Here is a 26269-nt window from a genome sequence, read left to right as displayed (position 1 = left end):
AACTTATTGTTTTGCTGCTTGTGTTAATGCTCTTCTTGCTTTAAACACCCTTCGCGCTTTTTTCCAAAAATTAGGATATAAATAGCGTTCTATATTTGAACCAACATCTCTTATTTTTTTACCTTGAATATTGGCGCTTAGCATATTTGCAGTGACTAAAAGTACACTTACATTTGCACCCATACCAGAGTGACTACCAAACACTTCGATATTTTTTATGTCTTTTCTAAGTGTGGCTGCTTCCATACAATGCTTCCATGGTATTAAACCATCTGTTTTGGTATATATACAGGTAACTGGTAATTGTGGTATGGGCTCCAATTCGGCTAAAAAACGTTCATTACGCTCTTTTAAAGATTTTCCTCTAAAAAACTCTAGCACACCGTAAACAGGTGTCTTCATATCCATAACTCCCCATACTGGTGAGCCAATGGTTATAATTTGTTCTATTTGGTCTGGATGTCTATTTGCCATGATTTTTGCAAAAATACCACCACCACTCCAGCCAACAATACTTACCTTTTCTTGGTGTTGCTCATATATATCTGCTAACTTTTCTTCTAGTCTTGGGATATAATGGGATTTTACCATATTAAATCCTAATTGCCACTTGTATGTAGTAAACCCAAGAGATTTAAGATACTTTCTAACAAATGATGTTGAGAAATCATCACCTAAATACGGCGGCACTAATAAAACAGGTTTACCTTTTCCCTTAATGCGTTTTGGAATAAATGGATATAACGCATAAATAGAAGACCATTCTAGTAAAGATCTGCTCTCCATAACCATATTAAACAGTGGTGGCAATGGAATTTTCTTATTAATTGATTCGATTTCTTTTTTAAATCTTTCTACTATAGAATTTGTGTATTTATACTCATCCTGATCGTGCCCTTCAGAAATGGCTTTGGCAATGTTTTCAAGTACTTTTACCAATGCAATGTAATCTCTACTTGCACCTAACTCATCACAAACCAAAATGGTTTCATCTAGTAATTCTTCAATATCTTCATGTTCTGCTGTATCAATGCTATTTATTAATACTTCAATTTCTTCTTCAAAAAGATGTGCCTTAAACTGCATTTTCGTTAACGCCTTGGCATCTTTTAAAGACAGGCCATTTAAAACACCTAATGCTGTTGCTAAACGCGTGAATATTATATATAAAACTTGGGTATCTTCCATTTTGCTATTAATCTTAAATGCGCTGATTCAACCAGTCGATTATTTCTTGCTTCACCACTTCCGCATTAGTTTCATTTAGCATTTCGTGCCGTCCTCCTTCATATAATTTAAACGTAAAATCATTAATTCCGAATTTTTGGTATTGCTTTGCTACACGTGTAACACCTTTGCCCATTTCACCAACTGGATCTTTATCACCAGAAAACATTAAAATTGGTAAATCGGCTGGAGTTGCTTTAAAGGCTTCGGGCGAATTTACTTTCTTAGAGTTTTTAATAATATCTAAAAATACACCTAGTGAAAAATCTTCAGTACGATAAGGATCTTTTTCAAAAATATCTACTTGCTCTTCGTCAGTACTTATCCAATCTAATTTTGTTCTATTAGGTTTAAATTTTTTATTGAATTCACCAAAGAAAAAATCTTTTAAAAAAGCATTACCTCGTTCTCTACCCTTAAAGGCTTTTACGGTTGATGCTGTTACGAGCCCAATGGTCCCTAATACTTTAATAAAACTGGCCGTTCCGGATAATATTAAGGCATCTAGATCTTTGCCATATTTCATAACATATTTTCTACTAAATAGCGAACCCATACTATGACCAAACAAGATAAATTTAGAGTTTGGATATTCAGATCTCATAAGATTAGATAAGGTATGCATATCTTCAATGCAATCATCAAAATATTCTGAACCATTGTAATATCCAAAAAGGCGTTTCATTTCGGCAGTTTTACCATGGGCACGATGATCATTGGCATATACAGAATAGCCTTCTTCTTGCAAAAGGTGTGCTATATGGTTATATCTTCCTGCATGTTCACCTAAGCCATGAACAATTTGAACTACACCTTTAAACGGTACACTTGGATTAGCTTCCCATCTGTAATAACAAATAGATTCTCCATCAGTAGATTTTAATATGTTAGTATTATAATACATTAACTATCGATCTAAAAATGTGCTAAGTAAGTTTAGAAATTTAGTTTTATTTGCTTCGGTCCCTGTTAATTTAATTCGGCCTTGTATTTTTAATTCGTCTAGAAGCAAATTCCCTTTATAGAGTGCATAAAGACTCTCGTCCTCAACTTCTACCAATAATTTAGGGTTTAGGTTTTTCTTTTTCTTAATTACTGCCGTTGCTTTTCTTAAATCAATTTCCCAACCTTCTGTTTTATCACCTAAACCAACTTCTATATAATATATGCCTTTATGCGCCTTAACCTGTTTAGGATTTGCTTTGAGGTACTTTTTTAAAGTCGTAAACATCAGTGTGCTCCTACTCTTCTCCTGCCTTTTGGATGATTTTGCAGAAGAACTACCCTTTTGTAAATTTTGAACTAATCCTTCTAATTCATTTGCAGATTCTCTAATATATCTTGAAAACACATCAGCATCTGGCATGGTCCTAGAATCTGAAGTGGTTGTGATGCTCACTTGACCATTATAACTAAATGCCGCAATAATTAACCCAAAGCCATCTACAACCGGAGTTAACCCAAAAATAGAAACAACTTTATGACCATTTAAATATAATACACTACTTGGGCCTGGTACATTTGTAATAGTTACATTAAATGGTGGCCTATGTAAATCTTTTATGTTGTATTTACTATATAAACCGGCTATTAAATTTGCCACACCAAACGGCACAACATCTGCCATCTTAGAAAGTGTTTTAGCACCTAAAGTATTGTGTCTGGACTTTCCTAACATGGTTTGTTCTTGTATGTACTCTAAGCGTTCTAAAGGATCTTCAATATGCGTCGCAATCTGAATCATCATGTTGGCAATCTGATTATTCATTTTTGTATTACTACCAGTTCTTATTGAAATTGGCACATTGGCTACTACTGGATGTACTGGTAACTTTTCTTTCTCCAATAAATACCGACGGATTGCACCTGAACAAATTGCGAGTATAATATCGTTAAAACTACCACCAACAGTCTTTCTAAGCGCGTTAACACGATCAAAAGATAAAAGTGCTGTTCCCCAAGTTCGTTTAGCCGAAATTGAACCATTAAAAACAGTAATTGGTACTGGAAATTTAGCTGAACTAAATTCTTTCTGAATGCTTAATTTTCTTGTGGCTTGACTTTTAATAAAACTATACGCTGTCTCTGCTACTGTTTTTGGAATTTTAAAAGGATTTTTTAGAAACCCGTACCCACTTTTTAGTAACAAACTAAGATCATCTGGTAGGGGTTCTGGATTAAATGCTTTAGGTTTATTACGTTTTTTTTCTTTACCATCCTTGTCTTTATCATATAAGACACTCATAATACCTACACCAGAGCTACCATCTATCATTACATGATGTACTTTGGTAAAAATAGCCACCGATCCTTTTGGAACTTGTGCAATTTCATCTAATCCTTCAATAAAATGAACCGACCATAAAGGACGTCTTAAATCTAGAGGAGCACTGAACAACTTTGATGTTAAGTATCTTAACGTTTTCCAGTTTGGTGGATCCGGTAACTTCATTCGATTTAAATGCAAGTCGATATCAAAATTTGGATCGTCCGCCCAATATGGATAATCCAAATTCATGGGCACATTCAACAAACGCTGTCTAAACTTTGGAATTAAATGAAGCTTAGAAGCAATTATTTCTTTAAAGTCCTGATATTTTAAAGAACCTTCTACAATATTCAAAGTTGCAACATGCATTGGGCTTGTTGCCGATTCTGCATACAAAAATGCTGCATCATATCCTGACACCTGCTGTATAGAATCTCCAAATGCATCCTGAACAATTTCCTTTAAATCTATTTTTTTTGCCATTAATTATAGTTGTATTTATACTAGGCTTAAAACATTCTACCACGCTAATAAAATAGTTGTTAAAAAGCAGAATTTCAATTACTGCAAGATACGAAATTTTATAATTATACTATGCATGCATAGTATATTAATTACGTAGAATTAAATTGATTTTATAAATAATTATATATTATTGTAATTACTTATTTTAATCTCCTCTGCTTTTAAATCGAACATGAGATTAAACAGTCCAAAAAAGGTTCTATTCATATATATAAAATGCCTTGACCCTCTATTAGCATTCATTTTATTGCTTCGTGTGTCTTTAAAATAACGCTCTCCAATTGCTACTATTTTATCAAAGAATTCCGGATCTGAAAAATTGAAAGTCTCTTCCCTAAATGGTTGTGTAAAAAAGCTTAAGACGTCATGAAACATATTTGTGAAAAACTCTACCTCTGCATCGCTATCGTCTTCTCTTAAGATTTCTAATTCCAATAACTTCTCGTGAAATAATTTAGAGTTTTCTAAAACGTCTATATTAAATAATTCAAAATAAGGTGCGTAAAATTCTTCCGGAATAATTTTCATACAACCAAAGTCCAGTGCGATGAGTTGCCCTTCTTCAGACACCAAGAAATTTCCAGGATGTGGGTCTGCATGTACTTTTTTTAACTTATGTATCTGGAATAAATAAAAATCCCACAATGCTTGGCCTAATGTATTAGCAATATCCTGGTTGGTATTAATTTTAGTGAATTCTGAAAGGTGTATACCTTCCATCCAATCCATGGTAATAATTTGCCGCGACGACCAATCTGCATAATATTTTGGGAACTCTATATTTGGAATATGCTTACATGCAGCAACGACCTCTTGGCTTTGATGAATTTCCAATAAATAGTTTGTTTCTTCTATGAGTTTACCTTCTACCTCTTTAAAATACACATCAGAATGTTCACCTTTAATGTTAAACATCTTCATAGCAATTGGTTTTACCATTGCTAAATCTGATAATATACTATCGGCAACACCAGGGTATTGTATTTTTACAGCTAGTTGTTTCCCATTTTTAGACGCTTTGTGAACTTGACCTATACTTGCCGCATTTATAGCTTCAGAATTAAATTCGTCAAAGATTTCATGAGGATACTTACCAAATGAACTTTTAAAGGTTTTCATTACCAAAGGTGCAGATAATGGAGGCACTGAGAATTGAGATAGTGAAAACTTTTCTACATAAGCTTGGGGAAGAATATTCTTCTCCATACTTAGCATCTGTGCTAATTTTAATGCACTTCCTTTTAAGTCTTTTAAGCTATCATAAATATCCGTCGCATTAGATTCATCTAAACGCTCCTTAGCATCAACCTCTGAATTCACTATTTTATCACCGTAATATTTGAGATAATTTACACCAACTTTCGCTCCAGTTTGTACCAGTTTTGATGCACGTTGAATTTTAGAGACAGGTATCTTTTTTAGCGTTTTCATATTTCTGCTACTTCACTTTTTCTTTATATAAAAACTTTGCTAAATCAATAATATTATAAAGCGATTTAGTATCGAGCAACTCTATACCTGTGTTAATAGATTTTTCTATAAGGATATCTGTTTTTTCTGACGCATCAGACGTATCATCTAACCAAAACTTCATTATAAATAGAAATTGAATCCAAGCTGATTCTTTAATAGCTTTTTGCTGAATGGTCTCAATGCTATCTACATTCAAACTAATGGTTTCTAAATTGAGTTCGTCAATGAAAGCTATAAAACTCTTCTTTAGTAATGAAAAAGTTGAAAGTGCTTTGAGCTGGTTTTCTAATCCTTTTAAATTTTGTTTTACAAATTCCTCATTAAGAGCTAAGTTTTCAAAAAACGTGAAATACAAACTCAACAACTTATCCTTTTTGCTAAAGCTAAAGTATTCTGGGCTTTGTTTTAAAATGACCAAGGAATTCTCAAAAAGAACATTGTAAATGGTTTTTTCAAGATCTTTGAATGAAGTAAAATATTCGTAAAAAATGACATCATCAAATTGGTGCAATTGAGCAAAATCTTCTACCGATTCTGGTTTACTGTGATGTTCTACCACATAATCCATGTAAAAAGTAATAATTTCTGAATCTGTGATTTTAGTCTTCTTAGCCATTAGCGCTATATTTCAGTTAAAAATACAAAATGAATTGAGTTAACCTAAGAAGTATAAAGCAAAAAAGCCAAGCTACAATATAGGTAACTTGGCTTTTACTTAATAGCTTAATTAAAACAAACTTTTAGCTATGCTGTAAGTTTATTAAATCTCTTTTTACTTAAGATCATATGTTTTTTAACACCTGTTAAGGCATCAAAAACTATGTCTTGGTTCTTTGCTGCTAAAGATAATCCGCCTTTTATTGCTTTGTTAGCAACCTTTTGCCACTGCTCTGCCACAAGTATTCCTTCAGACACAACCTCTTCAGTTGTATTAAGTGCATAACCGTTAGCAGATTTTAAAGTGCTCTTTGTTCTGTCTAGTGCTTTAACGACCATTTTCTTTGGTGCATCAAGCATGGTTTTTTTCTTGCTCATTTTAAATTATTTTAATGTAATGGCCTTCTTAATCAATTAAGAGGTTTTATAATTTTCTATCCATTTTGATAATCCTTCAACACCTTCCTTTACAACGACTTCAGCTTGTTTTTGCCAAAGTTCAACTTGAATGGTAGTAAATCTTACACCTTCTTTTTCAAGAATTGCTACAATTGCAGGTGTCTCAAGCTTCGCTAATCCAGCAAAAGTTTTAATTCCGTTTTTATTAAAGACAGTTTCTGTTTTAGGACCAATACCGTTGATCATTTTTAAATCATCAACTTTAGTTGTTTTAGTTGCTTTTTTCCCTTCTTTTCTAAGTTCTTCTATAGCGTCCTCAATTTTATGTTCTGCTATATCAACAATTTTTGAAGCCTGTTCTAAAACATCCTCTTTTATCTCTCTGTATTTGGCTACACCCATATTTTTCAAATCCTCAGTCGCCTTTTCTGCTTTCTGAACCATAGGATTTTCAGATACAGTCTCTGTAATATCTTCTACGACATGTACTACTTTTTTACTCACAGGATGCTTCATTACCGCGTCCTTAGCTTTCTCAACTAATTCAGGGTCATAACCTACTAATTCTTTCACTCTTTCAGTACCAGTTATAAACTGACCTTTTACAGCTTCTGCAGTATCAAAAATCATATTGATTTGTTGCTCTCTGATTTTTTCTGATTTCTTGATTAATTTAGAAGCTAGTTTTTGCCACTTCTCACCATTATCAATTGTCGTATTAATAGCTGCCAATGATGCACTGATTAAACTTTCATTTACTTTCTTAGCAACATTTGGTTTGTTAACCTTTTTAGTTGCTTTCTTAGTTGTTTTTCTTGTTTTCGTTGCCATGATTTATTTTTTTAATGTCTTATAAATTTTAATTCTGGTACAAACATACTATCAGTGAGTTACAAATGAGTTGCACCGAAGTAATTACATTTTAAATTATTTAAATTTTGGTAAATATTTTACTGCCTTACCCTTAACTGTATCTAAAGTATCAAAAACAATATTTTGGTTTTTAGCTGATACCTTCAACCCTTTTTTTACAATTTTTGAAGAAAGCCCAATACCTTTTTCTGTAAGGTCAAATGACTTTTCAAAAACCTTTTCGGTTGCATTTAAAGCCAAATTATTAGCTTTAGTTGCTATTCCTAATACTCTTTTTGTCGTATTATCAATAATTGTTGTTTGTTTCTTAGTTGCCATAATAGTATATGTTTAATGCGTTATTTCTAATTTCTGGTACAAACGTACAATGACGTAGTTACAAATGAGTTGCAAAAACTAGTTCAAACTATAATTTTTGAGAAAAAATAAGATTACATGGAGCTGTTTTATTCTTAAAAACCCTTTGTTTATAAGGGTTATTGAAGTTTTTTATATGCAAATAAAAAAGTGGAATTATATACTTTCAATTTCTTGAAGTACTTTTTTTGTTGCTGGAAGCGGATCTATTCCGTATTCTTCATCTAAGACATCCGCACATTTCTGATATGCTTTTATGGCTTGTGGTCTATTACCCTTAATAAGGTAAGCTTGCATTTGTAAACGATAGGCATCTTCCCAGGTTTTATCTATAGCAATGGCACATTGAGCTAATCGAATACTTTCTAGTGGATTTTCATTAAGCAATATTTCTGCAAGAATAACATAAGCACCTAAAATTAAGATTTGGATTTTCTCGCGCTCTTCAGAAGACCAATCTTCAAAAATACGATTTGGTAAATACACACCTTGATACAACGCTATAGCAGATTTATATGCCTCTTTAGAGATATCTATATCATCGCCATAGGCTTCATTACCAATAATAATATATTGCTCTAAAGCTTCTACATCTATCCATATCTTGTCTAAATCTAGTTGATAGCTCACCCCTTGCCTAATTACAAAACTGGGTTCGGTACGAGATGGCCTATTTGGTTCTAAAACTTTATTGACACCATGTAAGGCAACTTTAAAATCACGATCGTCTCCCTCCTCCCAAAGATGCTCCATAATACTTTCTTTATGAAGTGCATGGCGTTGTCGGTTTGAAATTAAATATTGCAATAATTGAACAGTTTTATCCCTTCCCCATTGTTTAGAATCAACCTTTTCTTTTTCACGCCACAGGTTAAACTGTCCCAAGGTTTGAATACGAATTTTCGCATTCTCCCGAAATTGTTTTAGCTCGAGTAATTTGTTTTGGAGATGGCTCATTAAAGATTATTTCTTTTTGGCTGTGGTCGTCTTTTTTGTTTTTGAAGTACTCCTTGTTTTACTAGGTTTATTTATGGCATCTACTTTTGTGTTTAATTTTTTTACCTCTGTCATTAATTCCGCGATTGACTCTTTAATTGTATTAAAATCTGATCGAGATGCATTTCTCCAATCGTCAATCGGTACTTTCTCCATAAGATCTTCACCTAGTTCACTAATCTGATCTTGAAGATGAGCGACTTGCTTTCTTGGATCTTTAATGGTCTCCATAATTACCTTAGGACCTTCTTTTGTCACCGTTTTCCATAACGACAAACTCTTTGTTAATAAGGATTCTTGTTGTTCTTGAGATTTATGTTTTGTCGCTTCTAGTGTTAACTCTGCCAACCGTTCTTGGATAAACTTTACAGCATCGTTAAAATCTGAAAAACTTTGATCGTTACCACCTTGTACATGCGACACCTTACCACGCCATTGCACTTTAGATTCCCCTTCTTCCTCAAAGATAATTTGGTTAAACCTAATCATAAATGAAGCCGTTTGACCTACTCTTTTTTCCATATTATTGAATTTATATTGCATACAAATTACGATTCTTTTTTATAAACTAAGTAGATGTATAGATATAGAAAGTATTAATACAGATTTATAAGATGGTGAATTGGCACAGAATCACTACTGCTCTAATTATAATCCCAGTACTAACGCTAATTTGGGTTGGTGCACGCTATGCAAATACAGTTCACAACTAATACAATAACTACCGTAAAGGTCTAATAGTAATTATCCTTCATTTTAAAAATATGATATTTCTAATTTAGCTTCTCCCTTTCCTTTTTTGGAAGCTTTTTAACAATCATATCATAAGAATGATCAATAAGTTTGAAGATGAGTTTTTGGGAGAGTTCTCCCGTATGAATATGAACGCTATTCCATTGCTGCTTATGCATATGGTATCCTGGTTTAATACTATTGTATTCTGCCCTTAACTCTTGTGCATACTCGGGATCACATTTTAAGTTGATGAAACCCTCACCCTTTTCCCATTTAGATAGTGAAGCTAATGCAAACATTTTATTACAGACTTTAAAAACCAATACATCATCATCAAAAGGAAAATGCTCTGTGACTTCCTTTTTGACTATACAATAGTTTCTATAATCTTCTATGTTCATTTAAGAAGTTTGTTGTCTTCATCTTCAATTTTTAAAGATGAATAATCTAGGGTCCAACCGATGGTTTGTACTATATTTTCAATAAGTTGAATCGCTTCTAAAGCTTCACCTCTTGCAATGCTATATAGACCACTTTCTGGGATTTTTTCTCTTATATGTTCCTTTGCTTGTGCTTGTAATTCTGTTAAGTCTGAGGCATCGAACTTATTGAACATGCCATCTTTTTTATCATAATAATTAATATTACTCTCAATAGACAATACTTCTGGTTGAGGAAAGTGAGATAGTATCACAGATTTAGTCTTAAGGTTTGAAGTCATTTTAACCTTGCTCAAATCAAAACCTACATGAGCCTTTGCGTTTATTACTACAAGTGCCTTTTTTTTGCTAGAAATAAGCTTTAAAAACTTTTCCTTTACATCTTCATAATGATAGATCTCAGCAAAATCACCCTCTACAGTAATAAATTTACAAACACGTTTTACCTTATCTAAGAGCAATAAAGATTGGGCATTGGTTACTTGTTTTGTTCGCCATTGCTTATAAATAGTAACGATACCTAAGGTTACTAAGATGCTAATGATTATTATTAAAAATGTTTCCATATGTAATTATTAGGACACTTTTATATTTGATTTCGTCACAACTGCTATTCTACTAATTTATATAAGATGGGCTTACTCGGTGAGGCATCATTCTCAAAAGGTGCAATTTGTAAATTTAGCATATACATACCATCATCTATTTTATTAGATACATAGATAAACTCTGTAATGGTGGCATCCTTTCTTAATTTCCCCTTGGTATTCCAAAATGCATTATGGCCTCTTAATTCGCCTCCATCCTCTTCTCTATCAACACTTGGTAAATCAACCAATAAATGTTTTATACCTTTTCGAACCAATAGCTTTATTGCGTCTTCTTCAAAATAGGTCCAATTGGTGTGAGAATATTGTTTAGAAGTTTTCTCTCTAGTATTTGGTAAGGTTCTTATAATAACGGCTTCTCGTTTTTTGTTTCCAATTGCAAATTGCAATTGCTTTGCAGAAATAATATAATCCTCGCCCTTCTTTTCTGGCGCAACACTAATTACTTCTGCTAAAAAGAAGAATTGTTTTAAATATTTATTAATAGAATACACTTCCTTAGTGATGTGTCCAACAGTCTCGGTATGCGTACCATGAGAATGCGGATTAAAGGTTATAGTATTGAAATTTACCGAAGCACCCTTTTCTACACTTATCGTATCACCATCAAAAACTTCTGGTTCTATCTTAGGTGGTCCAATATACCAAGCGTTTACATTTTTATTGCTTGCCATTATTGGAATGGAAATATCTAGTGGTTGTGTTAAATCTATTTTAAGTTTTCTAGAGTTGAATTGAATTTGTGCAATCACGCCAAGTTTAGTTTAAATAATTCTGATGAAATCCCATCACTCAAAAATTGTCCTTTTCGGGTGACCCGTATATGTTCATCATCAATATACAACAAATGTTGATTTATAAAAACATCTGCATGCTCAATTAGATAGTCTTTAAATGTTTTTCCAAAATCATTTTCAACTTTTACCAACGACACACCCCAAATGGTACGTAACCCTGTCATAATATATTCATTATAACGATCTGTTAAGGTCAATGTTTCTATTTCTATAGGTAATTCATTTTTTGCTAAGGCTTTAATGTATTTTGTGTTATTTCTTACATTCCAACCACGTTGATTTCCATTGAACGAATGTGCCGAAGGCCCAATACCTATATATGGTTTCCCTTGCCAATAAGCAGAATTGTTCTTACTAAAAAATCCTTCTTTACCAAAGTTTGACAATTCATAATGTATAAAACCTTCTTCTTCTAGTTTATCCTTTAAAATATGAAATTGCTCATGTGCTTGGTCATCATTTACATCTTCAATTATTCCTTTTTTAATAAATGAAGCCAATGCAGTTTTTGGTTCAACCGTTAACGCATAACTTGAAATATGTGAAATACCAAAACTAAGGGCAATTTCAATATTTTTTACCCATTGCTCATTTGATGCGCCTGGTATACCGTAAATTAAATCTATTGATATGTTACTGAAATATTTTTTTGCTACTTCAATGCACGTTCTTGCTTCCTTGGCATTATGTGCTCTATTCATTAGTTTTAAATCCGTCTCATAAAACGACTGAATTCCAATGGATAGACGATTGATTGGGCTATCAGAAAGTTCTACTGTACGTTCTTCAGATAAATCATCAGGGTTGGCTTCTAAAGTAATTTCTGGATAATCACTAACCCTATAGTACTTATTTACAGAATCAATTAGTAACTGTAACTCTTCATTTGAAAGTAATGAAGGTGTTCCTCCACCAAAATAAATAGTTTCTACCGTAATATCTTTAAACTCCTCTTTTCGAAGCTCTAGTTCCTTAATAAGAGCCTCTAAAAGTTCATTTTTCTTTTTTAAAGATGTAGAAAAATGGAAATCGCAATAATAACATGCTTGTTTGCAAAACGGAATATGGATGTAAATACCAGACATTTTACTTCTTCAATCTATCACCATTCTGCTTAACAAAGGCCGACCAACCTGTATAACTTTTACCCACAGTAACCCTGCCTTGATTATAAAAATGACAAACAGCAGCAGCCAAACCATCTGTAGAATCTAAGTTTTTAGGCAACTCTTTTAATTGTAGCAAACTTTGTAGCATTTTCGCAACCTGTTCTTTACTTGCATTTCCATTACCAGTTATGGCCATTTTTATTTTCTTTGGAGAATATTCGGTAATTGGCACCTCGCGAGACAAACCTGCTGCCATTGCTACACCTTGTGCTCGTCCTAGCTTCAGCATACTCTGAACATTCTTACCAAAGAATGGTGCTTCGATAGCAATTTCATCAGGATGATAGGAGTCAATTAATTCTATCGTACGCTCAAAAATCAACTTTAATTTAAGATAATGGTCATCGTATTTTTTTAGTTGAAGCTCATTAAGTTGCATAAATTGCATGGACTTACCAACCACTTTTATAAGACCAAATCCCATAATAGTTGTTCCTGGATCAATTCCTAATATTATTTTTTCTTTACCCATAGTTTCAATCGCAATATTGGCACCCACTCAATGACACTGAAAGACCAATAGATATATTAAAAATATCCCCATTAAATGCTCCTAAACCATCTAACGCTGGATTATAATCATCTAAAGATGTTAATCCATATATATAGCTAATATCGGTATAAATTGATAATCTCTCCTTTATCGCATAATGAATTTCTAAACCTCCTAAAAAATTCAAATAAGTCTGTTTGTTGTCCCCAAGAGTACCTAAGGGTTTTACAAATGACAAACCTGGTCCAGCATGTAATATAGTTCGCATTCGTTGTGGCAAGAAACCTATCATATCTGAGGGATCAAACACAAATTGAGCATTGACTCTTGAATAGTTCACTTTAAATTCTGGTACGTCATTTTCGTTTTTAAAACGGTTAAAACCAAAATCTAATCTTACACCATAATGACGTTTCAACATGTGTTCAATTCCTAAATTTACCATAGGGAAATTTAAGGATTGTGCCTTACCTCCTTCCACAAACCCACTTTCATTTGGGCTATTAAAACCTAATGCTATAAGCGCCTTCCATTTACTCGTTACTTTTAGTTGAGCATTACAATTTGAAACAATAATAATAGCACTAAAAATAAGCAGGTAATTTTTTAAGTTATGGTGCATTTTTAAGTTTTTAGTTTACTTTGTAACATGTTTTATGACGTGCCCTACAAAACTAAGCATTTCTTGTTTGTACTTATTAAATTAAGTATTGTAGTTGGGGCAGGTTTTTTCATCTACACAAAACTCGTCAAAAACGAGAATCTGCTTTTTAGTAAATTTATTGCCTTTTTAGTTGAAAACGATCCATTTTCAGCCAAAAATGTCGCTTTTTTGATAATTTTGACCATTTTTAACTGGTTTTTCGAAATATTAAAATGGCAAAAATTAGTACAGGTATTACAAAAAATATCATTCAAGAATGCCTTAGAACAAAGTTTAGGAGGTTTAACAGCGTCATTAATTACGCCAAACAGAATAGGAGAATATGGTGCTAAAATAATGTACTTCACTGGAAGGTTAAGAGGGAAAATTGTACTCTTAAATCTTCTTGGAAACATTTATCAAATGACTATTACTACAGTGTTTGGAATAATTGGTTTAATACTTTTAGTAAATAGTTACGACGTAGATATTAATTATTATAGAGTAACCCGATTTGTTTTTATTCTATTGGCAATTGCTATAATATCTTTTTTTGGAGTGAAGCACAAACGGTTTAGAGTAAAAGGTCATTCTTTTGTAGATATTATAGACTTTATTAAAACCATAGATATAAATGTTCATATTAAAACACTTGTTTTCTCCTTGCTTAGATATCTTATCTTTTCATTTCAATTTTATTTTTTATTGAAAGTATTTGGAGTTAATATTGAATATATTGATGCCATGGTAATTATTTCTAGCATGTATTTATTAGCTTCAATTATACCTTCAATCTCAATATTTGATGTTGTAATAAAAGGTAGTGTAGCAGTATTTTTATTTAGCTATTTGAAAGTAAATGAACTCACGGTGCTCTCTATTACGACTTCAATGTGGCTTCTTAATTTTGTTTTACCTAGCATTTTTGGTAGTTATTATGTTTTAAATTTTAAACTCCCAAAAACTGAGCAATGACAATTACAACTTTCCTAATAGTATGCACTATTATCTATTTAGTTTCAATTGGCTTATTAGTAATTGGGTTTGACAGAATAGAGAATTTTTCATTGAAAGATGTACCAGCAAAAACTAAGTTTACAGTCGTTATCCCATTTAGAAATGAAGCAAACAATTTAACAGCATTATTAGAATCAATTGCAAGATTAAACTATACCAAATCACATTATGAAGTAATACTTATAAATGATGATTCTAGTGATAGATCCCTAGAATTTATTAATGCATTTCTTAAAAAACAAAAGTCATTTCCGAAAAATTCAATTAGAGTTTTTGATAATGTAAGACATACTAATTCACCAAAGAAAGATGCCATAACCTTGGCAATAAACCAATCCCAAAACGATTGGATAATAACCACAGATGCTGATTGTATTTTACCTTTCTTTTGGTTAGACACCTTTGATGAAACTATTCAAGCTAGCGATTCTGTTGGTGTTGTTGGACCTGTAACTTTAACCTCGCAAAATTCCTTTATAAATAGATTTCAAACATTAGAAATATTAGCACTTCAAGGTGCTACTATAGGAAGTTTTGGTATTAATAAACCTATAATGTGCAATGGCGCAAATTTTTGTTACAAGAAATCAGCATTTCATAAATGTGATGGATTTAAAGGAAATGATAGTATTGCCAGTGGTGATGATTTATTTCTTTTAGAGAAATTTCAAAATCAATACAAAAGTAAAATTCAGTATCTCAAGTCAGAAAAAGCCATAGTGCTCACTAAAGGAGAGAAAAACTTCAATGCAATTGTTCAGCAACGACTGAGATGGGCTTCTAAAACGAGTAATTATTCAAATTGGTTTTCAAAATACATAGGATTAGTTGTTTTACTAGGTAATTTGAGTTTTATCTTAATATTAGCGTTGCTTTTGTTCGGTACAATCAATACACGAATTGCCGTTTCCTTAATGGTAATAAAAGTTAGTATCGACTTTTTATTACTATTTAAATCGGCACGTTTTTTTAAACAAGAAAATCAATTGTCCTCTTTTGTTTTTTCAAGTTTTCTCTATCCCTTTTTCAATGTATATATCGCTATGCTAAGTTTTTTTATACCCTATAAATGGAAAGGGCGAACTTTTAAAAAATAACATATTGAATATTTTTGGTAGCTTTACTAAAACCAAATCATTTTAAAATGAAAAAAATACTATTTGTACTTCTTTTTTGTTGTGCTTTTCAAATCAACTTCTGTCAAAACACATATACGATTAATGGTGAACAACTTGAACTAAAAACTGAAGTAGATGGTAAGCTAGACCTGCTATGGAACACATTTAATGGTGAATACCGCTATTTTGCTAGAACAGAAGTTGGCAAATTAATAGAACTAAAAAACACAAAAGGATCAAGCAACAAGTACCAAGAAGAATATAAAACCGTATTAAGTGACTTAACTAACGGAATGTCTACTGACAAGCTTAAGCTTACTATATATGATTTAAAAAAATATATAGATAATTATAACAGTTCTGTTGATAGTAGTTATATATCTGTTCAAAAAGAAAGCAAAATAAAATTTAGACTAGGTTTTTCTGGCGGTGTTACCAACAACCCTTTTATAGGAAATCCCGAAAATAAAATTACACCCTTAATTGGTGCAGAACTCGAAGTTTTTGAAGAAACTAACTTACCTCGACACTCCGGATTTTTACAAGCTAGACATGCTTTTGAGAATGACGAATTTCAATTCAGCACTACTGAATTCTCATTGGGTTATAGATACAGATTTATTAACAAATCAGCTTTTTCTATCTATGGTCAGGTAAAGGTTGCCACGCTAAACTTTACTAATGCCAAAGTTATTGGTAGTAATAATTCAGAATTAGAAATAAGTGAAACTGCATTTGATTTACCTCTAATTTTTGGAGTTGGTTCTGATATTAAAGTTGGAGAAAATAGTTTTATTACACTTATCTATGGAGAACTATTTGCTGCGTTCCTAGATAACCAAGGCAACTTCCCAACGGATATCTCAGTAGGTTATAAATTTAATCTTTAATGAGTATTCGAAATTTTAAAACCTCAAACCCAGTTTTTAATGGCTATTTCTGGGAAGATGATAAGTCTTCTTCAAAAACAATGTCAGTAGCAGGTATTTTCATTAAGTCAGTGATTGGGATACTGGTAATTGCAACAATTACAGCATACCTATGGAAACTTAATGAAGATGGTATGAGAATGCGTTGGTTTACATTAGGTGGGATGTTAGGCGCTATTGTAATCAGTATTGTCATTTCTGTTAGAAAACACTGGGCTCACTTCTTAGTACCACTTTATGTTATTGCCAAAGGATTCTTTTTAGGTGGATTTTCATCTTATGCACATAGAAATTTTCCTGAACTACCTTATCAAGCAATAGGTGTTACCATCGTTACTTTTTTTGTTATGCTAATTTTATATCAATTAAGAATAATTGTAGTAACAAAAAAGCTTAGAAGTATAATTATTACTGCAACCATTAGTATCATGGTAGTCTATCTAATTTCATTTATACTCAATTTCTTTGGTATTAAAGCCTATATATGGGGCACCTCTTGGTTTGCCATTGTGTTTAATGTAGTTGCCGCAATTGTAGCATCATTTGCATTACTATTAGACTTTGACTACATAGAACGCTACAAAGGAAAGGCTCCAAAATATAAAGAATGGCTAGCAACTTGGGGACTACTTGCAACATTGATTTGGTTATACGTTGAAGTATTGCGTTTTATGCAAAAATTGGCCATTAGATTTTAGTAATTAGCACTTAATCTATTTTTACAACAATCGGAAATTCAAATGCGGTGGTTACTTGTTGACCTCTTTTAATAGCAGGATATATTTTTGGTATCGTTTTTAAACTTTGTAGCAATAAGCTATCAATTTCTGGAATTTCGTATTTGGTTTCGGGTTTATAAAGTATAGATTCCACCATTAGTTCACCTTTTTTATCTATTATGATTTTGAGCCTTATGGTATCATTTACGTCATTGGTAACTATCAAATTTTGCTTGCTTAAATACGAATTTACAGAAGTCACTAAAGTATTTTGAAAACAAACTTTGCTATCGGCTTTAACAGTAAGAGAGTCGCAAGTGCTAAATGTTGGATAAGTATCAACTTCATTCCAATTAAAAGTTTGTAGTTCTTCCTCCAGTAAATCTTCTGAATATACTTTTTTCTTTTCAAAATAGTCGCAAGAGGTAACAAACAACAGTAACAAAAGAAAAGTAGTCGGTTTCATTAGCACAATTAAGATACCGAAAAGTACAATATTTTTAGAATTTATCTTGTTGTAAAAACTTTTCTTGCTTAAGTTCTTTTAATCTTTCTTCAGCAAAGTTTACAAAAGGATTATCCTTGTGCTTTTCAATAAAAGTTTGATACAGACTAATTTTAGTATCGACATCGGCATAATATTCATCTTTTGTTCTTATGAGAAAGAACTCCGCCATTATATCCGTTGGGTCCTCTTTAATGGCATTTTGAAATGCTTTTATTGCTTCATCATACTTTTTCTGTCGGTTTAAAATTCTACCCAACCTAAGATATTCGTTAGACAAGGAAACATCTTTTAATAAAAGCGACTTTTTATAGTATTCTTCTGCCTTTTCATAATTGCTTAAACGCTCATAATAAGTCCCAATTACAAATATGGCATCTGCATTATATGGATTGTATTTCAGTGCTTCTTTTCTATGAAAAATAGCGTCTTCATAGTCGGAATTCTGTGAATAGCTCAAACTCAACTTTTCATGAATAAATTCGGACTTTTCACCTAGATCTAGCAGTTTATTAAACCAAACTACAGAATGTGTGTAATATTCTTGATAATAATAGGCTTGTGCTTTTAGACTAATCAGCTCAATATTGCTTTCATAATTCTCTAGTCCTTTATCAATAAAAGAATGAGCTAATTCAAATTTTCGTTTTACAATATGGCGTTTTGCAATTTTAAATATGGCTTTTTGATGTGTTTGGTCTAACTCAAACGTATTTATAAAGGCCTTTATCGCTGATGAATCATTCTGTTTTTCCAAAACCAAACCTAATTCGTAATGAAAATTAGGATTTAAGCTATCTGCTACTAATAGATTTTGGAGCAATTGCTCGGCCTTATCGTATTTTTTAGTACGTGTAAGAAGCTTAGCATACTCAAATTGTAAAAGGCTATTTTCTGGATTTGCTTTAATTGCTTTCTGATAATTATTCAACCCTTCACCATAATTACCAATGGCTATATAGGCTTTTGCGATCTTATCATAAACAGGGTCCTGAGAAAAGTCCTCAGACATATAGGCTTCAATAGCTTTTGAATAATTACCTAAGGCGTAAAGATCGTCTCCTGTTTGCTCATTGCTTTGTCCGAAGACAAGGATTGTTAATGTAAAAAATAAAAGTATTGAAAGATTTATCTTCATCTAATTCTTCTTCTTTTTATCCTTTGCAAGCTGAAATACGATCGGTAAACTGAACGACACATCTATGTTTTCGCCTTTATGCATACCTGGCACAAACTGAGGTAATAAATTAAGTACCCGCGCTGTTTCTTCTTCTAGTTTTGGATGAGGTGCACGTACTTCTACATTCTTCACAAAACCTTGCTTATCTATTGTAAAAGCTCCAAAAATCTCTTGTCTACCATCTGGCAAATCTAATGTGCTTGCAAGCTTCGTATTAAAATTACTATTTACAAACATACTTACTTTAGCTGATGTACATTTTTTGCGTTCTTCATTACCATCAATTGATTTACAATCTGGATGTGTTGGTGATACATCTACAACGCTAAATGGTACTTCTAACAAATCATGTTTCTTATTATCTTTAGACAGTGGTCCGCCTACCTCTTGCTGTAAAATTACATATGGGTATTTTTTAGTCAGATTAACAACACCATCAATAGCAGACTGTGATGCTTCTTTATCATATACAATACGCACAAGATGTTTCTTATCAGCTGATATTGATTGTAAAAGCTCATCTAAATACTCTAGGTCGCCTTTTTTATCATTTATAAGAAATTCATCATTGCGATTTATAAGAACTGTAGTTGTTAATTCTGTCATCTTACTGCGTTGTTCCATATATACCTCAAACAACTTCAACATTTCCTTGCGAAGGGAATCTATTTTACTGTTTAATTGAATAACTACTGGGTTTTTATCACTAGAATTCTGTAATATTTTATCTCTTTGTTCCGTTAGTTCTTTAAGCGCTATATATGTTTCACCGCCTAAAGAATCTACTAGTTTCTCGTTTTTTGGCGATTTAGAATCAGTTTCGCCTCCTGCTATTTGAAACATAATTGGTAAGGCATAAGGTACGATTACGGCTTTGCCTTTTTGTTTACCTGGACTAAACTGCGGTAGTGTTTTTATAACGCGGACTGCTTCCGTTTCTAATGCTGGATGAGATGCTCTCGCCTTAGCCGAGGTTACATACCCTTCTTTATCAATTTTAAAGGAAACAAATATGCGTTGCCTTCCTGTTATACCTAAAGAGTCTGCTAACCCAATATTAAAATTCTTGTTGACGTGCTTTGCTACAAACTGACTCATGCATTGTTTTCGCTCTTCATTTGTTGCAAGTTCTTTACAATCTATTGTCGTTGGGACTTCTTCAATTACAGAAAAAGGAACCTCAACAGACTCATCAACAATTGGAATTTGCATATCGCTTTTGGCTACATCTTCTGCATAAAGTACTACTCCTGAGGCACCTTTTACCTCACAAACAATGAGCTTATTAAAAATTTCATCATCAGTAAGCTGTTTTAATAAAGCATCAAAGCGTTTTTGCTCCATAACTGTTTTGTTTGCTAAATCATCAACAACGAGACGTAACTCACCATCTCTAGCATAAGATTCCCAATGTTCCTTAGCCTCTTGTGTTTTAAGCCATTCTCTATGTTGCACATAGGTAGACCTTAGTTTCATGTTTTCGGCCAAATCAAGATCACTATCTGCGAGTGTACCATCTTGAGACTTTCGCTCAATCATTTTTTCAGCCAAATATTTCTTGTAAGCCTTAGATTTTAAGAATTGCTCTTTCGAAATAACATACTTGCTACTACTATTTTTACTCATACCAGCGTAATTTGCAATTTCTATAAAAGCGGCTCCTTTTTTCTCCATTACAATAATTTCTTCATAGTATTTTTTAATGAGCTGCTCTTCTGTTAATTCCTGAGAAATTGTTTCTTCTTGTGCACCAACTTTTTCTTGTGCTTTCACTTCAGTAGAAGTGTAAATTAGCATTCCTAAAACTAATGGAATCAAAAGTGCATACTTTAAAAGATTCATTTGTTTCGATCTTGATTTTTGTAACATAGCGATTCGTTTTTTGATTAATGATTTTTTAAAAAATGTATTGGTAAACGACACATTGTTTACATCAAATACCTGATTTAATAAAGTCTGATAATAGCTGGATTTTCCATTTTGCTTTATGGCTTTAGCGTCAGCAATATATTCGTGCAGTTCCTTAATTCTGTTTTGGTACATATAAACTAATGGATTAAACCAAAGTACTATTCTCATAACTTCAAAATATAGCAGATCCAGACTATGCCATTCTTTTATATGAACTAACTCATGTTTATAAATGGTTGGTTGCTCCTCCTCGGGAATACGCTCTCCTAAAAAAATGGTATTAAAGAATGAGAACGCCGCACTACTTTTTATAAGCTTTACTATAAGCACATTTCCCCTCCAGCGTTTAGGGTTTTGATGCCTCATCCAATAAAGTTTTATAATTTTAAATAGGAATATAGATAGTGCTATAACGCATCCTACTGATAAAATAATCTGCCAAAGTGGTGTAGATGGTTGCTCTATAATAATACCGGCTTGCTCTGCAATTTGAATATCAATTTGAGTTGGTATTTTTGTACCAATAAATACTTCTGGCAACTGAATAACCATATCCTTGGTGGTTAAGGCTTTTAAACTAGAAAACTTAATAAAAGGTAACACTAGGGACAAAATTGATGTTATCAATAAATAGGCTCTGTTATAATTAAAGAAGGTTTCTTTTCTCAAAAACCAATCATAAACCAATAAAAACAAAGCTTGAAAAGCTACAATCTGAATAATATTATATAGCATAATTATTTGTTTTGATTAATTTCCTTAAGCAACCCTTCTATGTCTTTAGCATCAACATCATTTTTTTGCACGAAGAATGATACCATACTTTTAAAAGACCCCTGAAAATAATTATCTACCAATTTATTTATAGATTGATTACTATAGGCTTCTTTTTTAACTAAAGGAAAATAAATATGTCCTTTTCCCTGCTTTTCATAATCAACAAAACCTTTAGATTCTAATATCCTTATTATAGTTGAAACAGTATTATATGCTGGTTTTGGCTCAGGTAATATTTCTAATACCGATTTTACATTGGCATTTTTTAATTGCCAAAGTGCTTGCATAATTTCTTCTTCGGCCTTGGTTAATTGCTTCATAGCGAACTAAAGTTTTAGTTATAATTTGTAACAAATATAACTAATTATTTAGTTTGAACTAATTATTTAGTTTGAAATGTAACATAAGGGTCTATTTTACGTCATACAATTGAATTAAATTTTTATTAATGGAATTATTTCTAGTATTTGTAGCTTTCCTTTTAATGCTCTTAGGAATTATCGGTAGTTTTCTACCTATTCTTCCTGGTCCTCTAACCAGTTGGGTTGGTCTATTAGTCTTACATTTTACGAAAGGTGTAGAATTAAGTCAAACCTTTTTAATAACTACACTTTGTGTTGCAGTTTTTATTTATGTCCTAGACTATATAATACCTGCTATAGGTACAAAACGCTTTGGTGGTAGTAGATCTGGTATGATTGGTACAACGTTGGGTTTAATCGTAGGATTGCTTTCTCCTATTCCATTTGGGATTATAATAGGACCATTTATTGGTGCTCTAATTGGTGAGATGATTCATAGAAATGATTTAGATAAAGCACTAAAGGCAGCTTTTGGATCATTTATAGGATTCATCGCCTCCTCATTCCTTAAATTTATTGTAGCAATTGTATTTCTTGGATTCTTTATAGTGAAGCTATCAGAACATAATTCTGCTTGGTTTTAATTAAGACTAAGACCCAAAATAAAAAAAACCTGACAGCGAGTGCTGTCAGGTTTATTTTCTTGCTATTAACTCAACAATGACTTAAGAGGGATTAATTAATTCTTGCTGACTGTGTAAATATATATTACATCATTAACTTTTTGTTGTGGTAAATCCGCAAACTTGATGCGGAAAAACCGTAGTTTTTAGGATTGATAGTAGTTACAGGAGTTTTTTCGAATTGAAAAAACCGTCATTTTTTAGGTATTTATACTACAGGTAGCCTTTTTCTCTTGCTTCCTGAAGCAATGATTCATCTTTTCCGTCTTTTACAGAAAATATTAATTTGAGCTGCTTTTTGCGTTTTTCTATGGCACTTGTTGAAAGCGGTATATATTCACTAAGGCTTTTAGTCTTTATGCCTTGAGATAACAGATGAATAATTTTTCTATTGATATCATCAACATATATTTCGCTAGAAATAGTCTTTTTAATATAATTACTTACTGTGCTACTATAATATGGAGGGAATCTCAATATTTGCTGAAAAGCATCAGCTAACTCCATAGAAGTTAAATCACTCTTTATTAAAAATCCATCAGGATTAATCTCTTTAATAATGTTATGAATCCTAAAAGATTCATTAAACATTGTTAGAATTATAATTTTAGCATCTGGCATTACCTTTTGCGTTAGTAATGCTAAATCTTCTCCTGAGGCGTATTTACCATCTTCTGATGCTGGTAAACTAATATCAAAAAAGCAAACATCATAAGGAGTGCCATTTGATGCCCTATTAATCATAAGTTGCGCTGTATCACAGTTATTTGCAGTATCGATTAAGAGCGTTTGATCATCTTCTTTAGTTGCCATTAAAACGTTCTGATAACCTTCTATAATTATAGGATGATCATCTACCATTAAAATGCTTATATGCTTCATGTTGATTGGTTTAAATAGGGAATCTTAACATTAACAACTGTACCATTTCCATTTTGTGACGAAAACTCAATTTCACCTTCAATATTCTCAACTCGAGAAGTCATATTTTTCAAACCTATTCCTTTTCGATTCTTTGAAGTATCAAATCCGTCACCATCGTCAATGATGTCTAAGCAAATTACATTTTTTTGAAGTGAAATACTAATTTTTATTTTTTTTGCATTTGCATGTTTATACACATTTTGCATGGACTCTTGTATAATCCTGTATATGTTTATTTTAACTCTATTATTCACCAGCTCCCAATCAATATCCTCAGAATGATCAAATTCATACTGCAAGGCATAAGCTTGTGTCTGAGTTGTAATTAACTCTGAAACAATGTCCATAAAGCCAGAACCAGAAACAAAATCAGTATTTAATTCGTGTGATATTTTTCTAACATCTTCCTCGATGGTTTTAAGTTGGCTTATATATTTAGACCTCGTGGTCATAGCCTCCTTGCCATCCTTAAAGTTTATGCTATCTAGGCTTAAACGTGTTCCAAATAATCGGCCTAAAATACCATCATGCAATTCTTCTGAAATACGTCTTTTCTCTAATGTTCTTGCTTCATCAACCTTATCTTGTTGGTCTAGCATAAGATTGTAAATATCCTCATTTGCTTTTGATTGTACTTGAATGAGTCTCAGTTTCCTGTTTTTGGCACGTTGAGAAATCACCAAATAGATAATAATAGCTGTTAGTAGTAGTCCTATAGACAGTATTAATAAATACAAATTCTCTTTAGAGATTTGTTCATTCTCTGCCTCAAGCTCATCAGTCTTATACTCAATTCTGGCAAACTTGTTTCTAGTTGTACGCTCCACACCGAGCAAACTGTCACTAAGATTAATATGTTGCTCTAAATAGGATTTACTTTCTTCACCTTGAGTTAAACGTGCTAGAATCATCATAGATTCTAAATAATACTCATTTATTGGAATAGCCTTAGCTATTTTATAACTCTGCTTGGCATATTTTAATGAGGAATCAGGTATTTTATTAGCCTCATAAAACTTTGCAAGGTCAGTGGAAACTACCAATTTTGTATACTCATCCTCCAAATCTTCACTTATTCTTAATGACTCCTTGAGATTAGTTTCGACATCATTAAAATCATATTTTCCACTTAAAAATTTAGTAAAAGTATAATTACCTAAAACCAAACCGTAAAAAGACATATCTTCTTTTAACAAGGGATTTTCAATAATTTCTAAAAACAATTCAAGTGCTTCATCATAGTCTCCTTTCTCACGATATGTAAACGCAATATTATTCAATGATTCAATGGCACTCTGTTTACCGTTTTCTAAATTTTTAGTTAATTCCAGAGCTTGGTTGTGAAATGCTATTGATTCTTCAAAATTTTGAAGTTTTAGAGAAACTAATCCTAAAAGATTTAGTATTGTATACTTATTAGAATCTATATTTTCTAAATCTAGTGTATTATAGATTCTTAAGGCCTTAATTGCATTTTGTTCGCTACCCAAATAATCTTTTTCGTCATCTTGTATAGAAGCAATACTGGCTAAAACAAGTGCTTTTTGATATTGATCATTCAAGGCATCAAAATATTTCAATGCTTCTAAATAATATTTGAAAGCTTCAGCTTTATCAAGTTTAATTTCATTGTTTAGATATCCTAGACCAGAATTAATATAAGCAATCCCTAAAGAATCCTTAAGTTCTTTTGCCTTATCTAAATTCCTCAAGGAATTGATTTCGTAAAGATCATATTCGCCAACTAGCAAATAAATAAAAGCCAATTTACGTTGGCTAATTAATGCGGTTGTATCAGATTTTGTTTTTTCTGACAATTCTACAGCTTGTTTACCATATTTAATACGAAGATCTTTCGATAAAGTGTTATCAGCTGATAAATCTCTTAAAATAAAGATAGAATCGAGTAACCTTCGTTCTTGCTGTGATTGCAAATTTTGAGGTATCGCTATTAAAAGAAATAAAATGGGAAATATTAACCTCAACAGTAAACTTTTAATTTACTTTCAAAGTTATAATAAATTATACAAAGAGACTTGAATAATTAAACTAAAAGTCCTAAAGCACTTAAAGCCCATAACTATTGTTATGGGCTTCAATTTATATTGAATTTAATTTTATCCTTGTGTAGGCAATTCGGTCTTTTTCTTTCCACTTGCTAATAAATCAATCTTTGCAGGTTGATTCTTATCACTATTTTCTGAAGCGACAATATCTTCCGATTGTACTCCTGAAACAGTTAGCAAAGCGATTGCTACTAAAGTCAAAGTAATTTTTAGGGTTTTCATAAGTTTAAATTTTAGGGTTAAGTAAATAGTCAACATTAAATTGTGTAACGACAATCGTTACAATGAGGGAAGGGTATGGATAATTAACTATTGTAGGCCATGCCTAAAATCGTACTAACAAACGAGGGATGTTTGATTGTTAAAAGTAAAATGAATTAATTTTTCCTTGATAAGTGATTTGAGGGCTTAAGAAGGACTTCAAATATATAATAATAAACATTAAAAAAAAGAATTTTACCGATAAAATGCTATTTT

At 32.1% G+C, this 26269-nt stretch carries 28 protein-coding genes; 5 read left to right on the top strand and 23 right to left on the bottom strand.

Going from position 1 to position 26269, the window contains the following annotated elements; genetic code table 11:
• Positions 1-3: 3 nt before the first annotated feature.
• The 16 genes from ACFWV9_RS00725 to ACFWV9_RS00650 all read right to left on the bottom strand — a co-directional run bounded on the left by ACFWV9_RS00725 (position 4) and on the right by ACFWV9_RS00650 (position 13640).
• On the bottom strand, positions 4-1188 hold the full coding sequence (locus tag ACFWV9_RS00725) for an alpha/beta hydrolase (protein ID WP_411893314.1): 1185 nt from the start codon (positions 1186-1188) through the stop codon (positions 4-6).
• A 13-nt stretch (positions 1189-1201) separates the two neighbouring features.
• A complete protein-coding gene (locus tag ACFWV9_RS00720) occupies positions 1202-2131 on the bottom strand; it encodes a lysophospholipase (protein WP_411893313.1) in 930 nt (309 codons plus the stop codon).
• A 3-nt stretch (positions 2132-2134) separates the two neighbouring features.
• The gene (locus tag ACFWV9_RS00715) at positions 2135-3979 is read right to left on the bottom strand and encodes a WS/DGAT/MGAT family O-acyltransferase (RefSeq protein ID WP_411893312.1); all 1845 of its coding nucleotides are present in this window, start codon (positions 3977-3979) and stop codon (positions 2135-2137) included.
• Positions 3980-4141: 162 nt separating this feature from the next.
• Positions 4142-5452 (bottom strand): ABC1 kinase family protein, encoded by a 1311-nt coding sequence (locus tag ACFWV9_RS00710; protein ID WP_411893311.1) that lies wholly within the window; start codon positions 5450-5452, stop codon positions 4142-4144.
• Between the two features lie 7 nt (positions 5453-5459).
• A complete protein-coding gene (locus ACFWV9_RS00705) occupies positions 5460-6110 on the bottom strand; it encodes a TetR family transcriptional regulator C-terminal domain-containing protein (RefSeq protein WP_411893310.1) in 651 nt (216 codons plus the stop codon).
• A gap of 128 nt (positions 6111-6238) precedes the next feature.
• The gene (locus ACFWV9_RS00700) at positions 6239-6529 is read right to left on the bottom strand and encodes a hypothetical protein (RefSeq protein WP_411893309.1); all 291 of its coding nucleotides are present in this window, start codon (positions 6527-6529) and stop codon (positions 6239-6241) included.
• A gap of 36 nt (positions 6530-6565) precedes the next feature.
• Positions 6566-7381 (bottom strand): hypothetical protein, encoded by an 816-nt coding sequence (locus tag ACFWV9_RS00695; RefSeq protein ID WP_411893308.1) that lies wholly within the window; start codon positions 7379-7381, stop codon positions 6566-6568.
• 96 nt (positions 7382-7477) lie between these two features.
• On the bottom strand, positions 7478-7741 hold the full coding sequence (locus tag ACFWV9_RS00690; protein WP_411893307.1) for a hypothetical protein: 264 nt from the start codon (positions 7739-7741) through the stop codon (positions 7478-7480).
• 195 nt (positions 7742-7936) lie between these two features.
• Positions 7937-8737, bottom strand: coding sequence for an AfsR/SARP family transcriptional regulator (locus tag ACFWV9_RS00685; RefSeq protein WP_411893306.1), 801 nt, complete (start codon positions 8735-8737; stop codon positions 7937-7939).
• Between the two features lie 6 nt (positions 8738-8743).
• Positions 8744-9298, bottom strand: coding sequence for a hypothetical protein (locus ACFWV9_RS00680; RefSeq protein ID WP_411893305.1), 555 nt, complete (start codon positions 9296-9298; stop codon positions 8744-8746).
• A gap of 251 nt (positions 9299-9549) precedes the next feature.
• Positions 9550-9912, bottom strand: coding sequence for an MmcQ/YjbR family DNA-binding protein (locus ACFWV9_RS00675; protein ID WP_411893304.1), 363 nt, complete (start codon positions 9910-9912; stop codon positions 9550-9552).
• Positions 9909-10517 carry a DUF4230 domain-containing protein gene (locus ACFWV9_RS00670; protein ID WP_411893303.1) on the bottom strand — a complete coding sequence of 203 codons (609 nt, stop codon included), beginning with the start codon at positions 10515-10517 and terminating at the stop codon, positions 9909-9911. Before ACFWV9_RS00670 ends, ACFWV9_RS00675 begins: the two co-directional genes overlap by 4 nt.
• Before the next feature lie 44 nt (positions 10518-10561).
• A complete protein-coding gene (locus ACFWV9_RS00665; protein WP_411893302.1) occupies positions 10562-11311 on the bottom strand; it encodes a cyclase family protein in 750 nt (249 codons plus the stop codon).
• Complete coding sequence (gene hemW / locus ACFWV9_RS00660) at positions 11308-12441, bottom strand: radical SAM family heme chaperone HemW (protein ID WP_411893301.1); 1134 nt, start codon at positions 12439-12441, stop codon at positions 11308-11310. The genes ACFWV9_RS00665 and hemW overlap by 4 nt, the downstream gene beginning before the upstream one ends.
• A 1-nt stretch (position 12442) precedes the next feature.
• Positions 12443-12997, bottom strand: coding sequence for a crossover junction endodeoxyribonuclease RuvC (ruvC, locus tag ACFWV9_RS00655; protein WP_411893300.1), 555 nt, complete (start codon positions 12995-12997; stop codon positions 12443-12445).
• A gap of 4 nt (positions 12998-13001) precedes the next feature.
• Positions 13002-13640, bottom strand: coding sequence for a cell envelope biogenesis protein OmpA (locus ACFWV9_RS00650; protein ID WP_411893299.1), 639 nt, complete (start codon positions 13638-13640; stop codon positions 13002-13004).
• Positions 13641-13703: 63 nt separating this feature from the next.
• On the opposite strand from ACFWV9_RS00650, the gene ACFWV9_RS00645 reads away from it, so the two are divergent.
• Genes ACFWV9_RS00645 through ACFWV9_RS00630 form a run of 4 tightly spaced genes read left to right on the top strand, consistent with a single transcriptional unit; the run spans position 13704 to position 17423 of the window.
• Positions 13704-14636 carry a lysylphosphatidylglycerol synthase domain-containing protein gene (locus tag ACFWV9_RS00645; RefSeq protein WP_411893298.1) on the top strand — a complete coding sequence of 311 codons (933 nt, stop codon included), beginning with the start codon at positions 13704-13706 and terminating at the stop codon, positions 14634-14636.
• A complete protein-coding gene (locus ACFWV9_RS00640; RefSeq protein ID WP_411893297.1) occupies positions 14633-15775 on the top strand; it encodes a glycosyltransferase in 1143 nt (380 codons plus the stop codon). Before ACFWV9_RS00645 ends, ACFWV9_RS00640 begins: the two co-directional genes overlap by 4 nt.
• Before the next feature lie 47 nt (positions 15776-15822).
• Complete coding sequence (locus ACFWV9_RS00635) at positions 15823-16686, top strand: hypothetical protein (protein ID WP_411893296.1); 864 nt, start codon at positions 15823-15825, stop codon at positions 16684-16686.
• Entirely contained in the window at positions 16686-17423 is a 738-nt protein-coding gene (locus ACFWV9_RS00630) for a Bax inhibitor-1/YccA family membrane protein (protein ID WP_411893295.1), read from the top strand. Before ACFWV9_RS00635 ends, ACFWV9_RS00630 begins: the two co-directional genes overlap by 1 nt.
• A 10-nt stretch (positions 17424-17433) precedes the next feature.
• Here the strand turns inward: ACFWV9_RS00630 and ACFWV9_RS00625 are convergent, their stop codons facing one another.
• The 4 genes from ACFWV9_RS00625 to ACFWV9_RS00610 are packed head-to-tail and all read right to left on the bottom strand — an operon-like array spanning position 17434 to position 22137.
• On the bottom strand, positions 17434-17910 hold the full coding sequence (locus tag ACFWV9_RS00625; RefSeq protein WP_411893294.1) for a hypothetical protein: 477 nt from the start codon (positions 17908-17910) through the stop codon (positions 17434-17436).
• Between the two features lie 34 nt (positions 17911-17944).
• Positions 17945-19087, bottom strand: coding sequence for a tetratricopeptide repeat protein (locus tag ACFWV9_RS00620; protein WP_411893293.1), 1143 nt, complete (start codon positions 19085-19087; stop codon positions 17945-17947).
• The gene (locus ACFWV9_RS00615; protein WP_411893292.1) at positions 19088-21775 is read right to left on the bottom strand and encodes an energy transducer TonB; all 2688 of its coding nucleotides are present in this window, start codon (positions 21773-21775) and stop codon (positions 19088-19090) included.
• Positions 21776-21777: 2 nt separating this feature from the next.
• Positions 21778-22137, bottom strand: coding sequence for a BlaI/MecI/CopY family transcriptional regulator (locus ACFWV9_RS00610; RefSeq protein WP_411893291.1), 360 nt, complete (start codon positions 22135-22137; stop codon positions 21778-21780).
• 128 nt (positions 22138-22265) lie between these two features.
• On the opposite strand from ACFWV9_RS00610, the gene ACFWV9_RS00605 reads away from it, so the two are divergent.
• Complete coding sequence (locus ACFWV9_RS00605) at positions 22266-22763, top strand: DUF456 domain-containing protein (RefSeq protein ID WP_411893290.1); 498 nt, start codon at positions 22266-22268, stop codon at positions 22761-22763.
• Positions 22764-23015: 252 nt separating this feature from the next.
• On the opposite strand, the gene ACFWV9_RS00600 is transcribed toward ACFWV9_RS00605, so the two are convergent.
• From ACFWV9_RS00600 to ACFWV9_RS00590, 3 genes are all read right to left on the bottom strand, one after another.
• Positions 23016-23684: a DNA-binding response regulator gene (locus ACFWV9_RS00600; protein WP_411893289.1), complete on the bottom strand. Its 669-nt coding sequence runs from the start codon at positions 23682-23684 to the stop codon at positions 23016-23018.
• On the bottom strand, positions 23681-25660 hold the full coding sequence (locus ACFWV9_RS00595) for a sensor histidine kinase (RefSeq protein WP_411893288.1): 1980 nt from the start codon (positions 25658-25660) through the stop codon (positions 23681-23683). Before ACFWV9_RS00595 ends, ACFWV9_RS00600 begins: the two co-directional genes overlap by 4 nt.
• A 183-nt stretch (positions 25661-25843) precedes the next feature.
• A complete protein-coding gene (locus ACFWV9_RS00590) occupies positions 25844-26014 on the bottom strand; it encodes a hypothetical protein (protein ID WP_411893287.1) in 171 nt (56 codons plus the stop codon).
• Between the last annotated feature and the right edge of the window lie 255 nt (positions 26015-26269).

Origin of the sequence: Winogradskyella sp. A2 (assembly GCF_046762865.1) — a bacterium.
Taxonomy (GTDB): domain Bacteria; phylum Bacteroidota; class Bacteroidia; order Flavobacteriales; family Flavobacteriaceae; genus Winogradskyella.
This window is presented reverse-complemented; position numbering and strand designations above follow the sequence as displayed.

What these genes read in the sequence shown, in the direction of transcription:
- ACFWV9_RS00610 (WP_411893291.1), bottom strand. Translation starts at nt 22,137, where the DNA reads ATGAAGCAATTAACCAAGGCCGAAGAAGAAATTATGCAAGCACTTTGG.
- ACFWV9_RS00615 (WP_411893292.1), bottom strand. Translation starts at nt 21,775, where the DNA reads ATGCTATATAATATTATTCAGATTGTAGCTTTTCAAGCTTTGTTTTTA.
- ACFWV9_RS00625 (WP_411893294.1), bottom strand. Translation starts at nt 17,910, where the DNA reads ATGAAACCGACTACTTTTCTTTTGTTACTGTTGTTTGTTACCTCTTGC.
- ruvC (WP_411893300.1), bottom strand. Translation starts at nt 12,997, where the DNA reads ATGGGTAAAGAAAAAATAATATTAGGAATTGATCCAGGAACAACTATT.
- ACFWV9_RS00685 (WP_411893306.1), bottom strand. Translation starts at nt 8,737, where the DNA reads ATGAGCCATCTCCAAAACAAATTACTCGAGCTAAAACAATTTCGGGAG.
- ACFWV9_RS00640 (WP_411893297.1), top strand. Translation starts at nt 14,633, where the DNA reads ATGACAATTACAACTTTCCTAATAGTATGCACTATTATCTATTTAGTT.
- ACFWV9_RS00590 (WP_411893287.1), bottom strand. Translation starts at nt 26,014, where the DNA reads ATGAAAACCCTAAAAATTACTTTGACTTTAGTAGCAATCGCTTTGCTA.
- ACFWV9_RS00700 (WP_411893309.1), bottom strand. Translation starts at nt 6,529, where the DNA reads ATGAGCAAGAAAAAAACCATGCTTGATGCACCAAAGAAAATGGTCGTT.
- ACFWV9_RS00720 (WP_411893313.1), bottom strand. Translation starts at nt 2,131, where the DNA reads ATGTATTATAATACTAACATATTAAAATCTACTGATGGAGAATCTATT.
- ACFWV9_RS00695 (WP_411893308.1), bottom strand. Translation starts at nt 7,381, where the DNA reads ATGGCAACGAAAACAAGAAAAACAACTAAGAAAGCAACTAAAAAGGTT.
- ACFWV9_RS00675 (WP_411893304.1), bottom strand. Translation starts at nt 9,912, where the DNA reads ATGAACATAGAAGATTATAGAAACTATTGTATAGTCAAAAAGGAAGTC.
- ACFWV9_RS00650 (WP_411893299.1), bottom strand. Translation starts at nt 13,640, where the DNA reads ATGCACCATAACTTAAAAAATTACCTGCTTATTTTTAGTGCTATTATT.
- ACFWV9_RS00670 (WP_411893303.1), bottom strand. Translation starts at nt 10,517, where the DNA reads ATGGAAACATTTTTAATAATAATCATTAGCATCTTAGTAACCTTAGGT.
- ACFWV9_RS00635 (WP_411893296.1), top strand. Translation starts at nt 15,823, where the DNA reads ATGAAAAAAATACTATTTGTACTTCTTTTTTGTTGTGCTTTTCAAATC.
- ACFWV9_RS00710 (WP_411893311.1), bottom strand. Translation starts at nt 5,452, where the DNA reads ATGAAAACGCTAAAAAAGATACCTGTCTCTAAAATTCAACGTGCATCA.
- ACFWV9_RS00680 (WP_411893305.1), bottom strand. Translation starts at nt 9,298, where the DNA reads ATGGAAAAAAGAGTAGGTCAAACGGCTTCATTTATGATTAGGTTTAAC.
- ACFWV9_RS00600 (WP_411893289.1), bottom strand. Translation starts at nt 23,684, where the DNA reads ATGAAGCATATAAGCATTTTAATGGTAGATGATCATCCTATAATTATA.
- ACFWV9_RS00725 (WP_411893314.1), bottom strand. Translation starts at nt 1,188, where the DNA reads ATGGAAGATACCCAAGTTTTATATATAATATTCACGCGTTTAGCAACA.
- ACFWV9_RS00690 (WP_411893307.1), bottom strand. Translation starts at nt 7,741, where the DNA reads ATGGCAACTAAGAAACAAACAACAATTATTGATAATACGACAAAAAGA.
- ACFWV9_RS00705 (WP_411893310.1), bottom strand. Translation starts at nt 6,110, where the DNA reads ATGGCTAAGAAGACTAAAATCACAGATTCAGAAATTATTACTTTTTAC.
- ACFWV9_RS00605 (WP_411893290.1), top strand. Translation starts at nt 22,266, where the DNA reads ATGGAATTATTTCTAGTATTTGTAGCTTTCCTTTTAATGCTCTTAGGA.
- ACFWV9_RS00715 (WP_411893312.1), bottom strand. Translation starts at nt 3,979, where the DNA reads ATGGCAAAAAAAATAGATTTAAAGGAAATTGTTCAGGATGCATTTGGA.
- hemW (WP_411893301.1), bottom strand. Translation starts at nt 12,441, where the DNA reads ATGTCTGGTATTTACATCCATATTCCGTTTTGCAAACAAGCATGTTAT.
- ACFWV9_RS00630 (WP_411893295.1), top strand. Translation starts at nt 16,686, where the DNA reads ATGAGTATTCGAAATTTTAAAACCTCAAACCCAGTTTTTAATGGCTAT.
- ACFWV9_RS00620 (WP_411893293.1), bottom strand. Translation starts at nt 19,087, where the DNA reads ATGAAGATAAATCTTTCAATACTTTTATTTTTTACATTAACAATCCTT.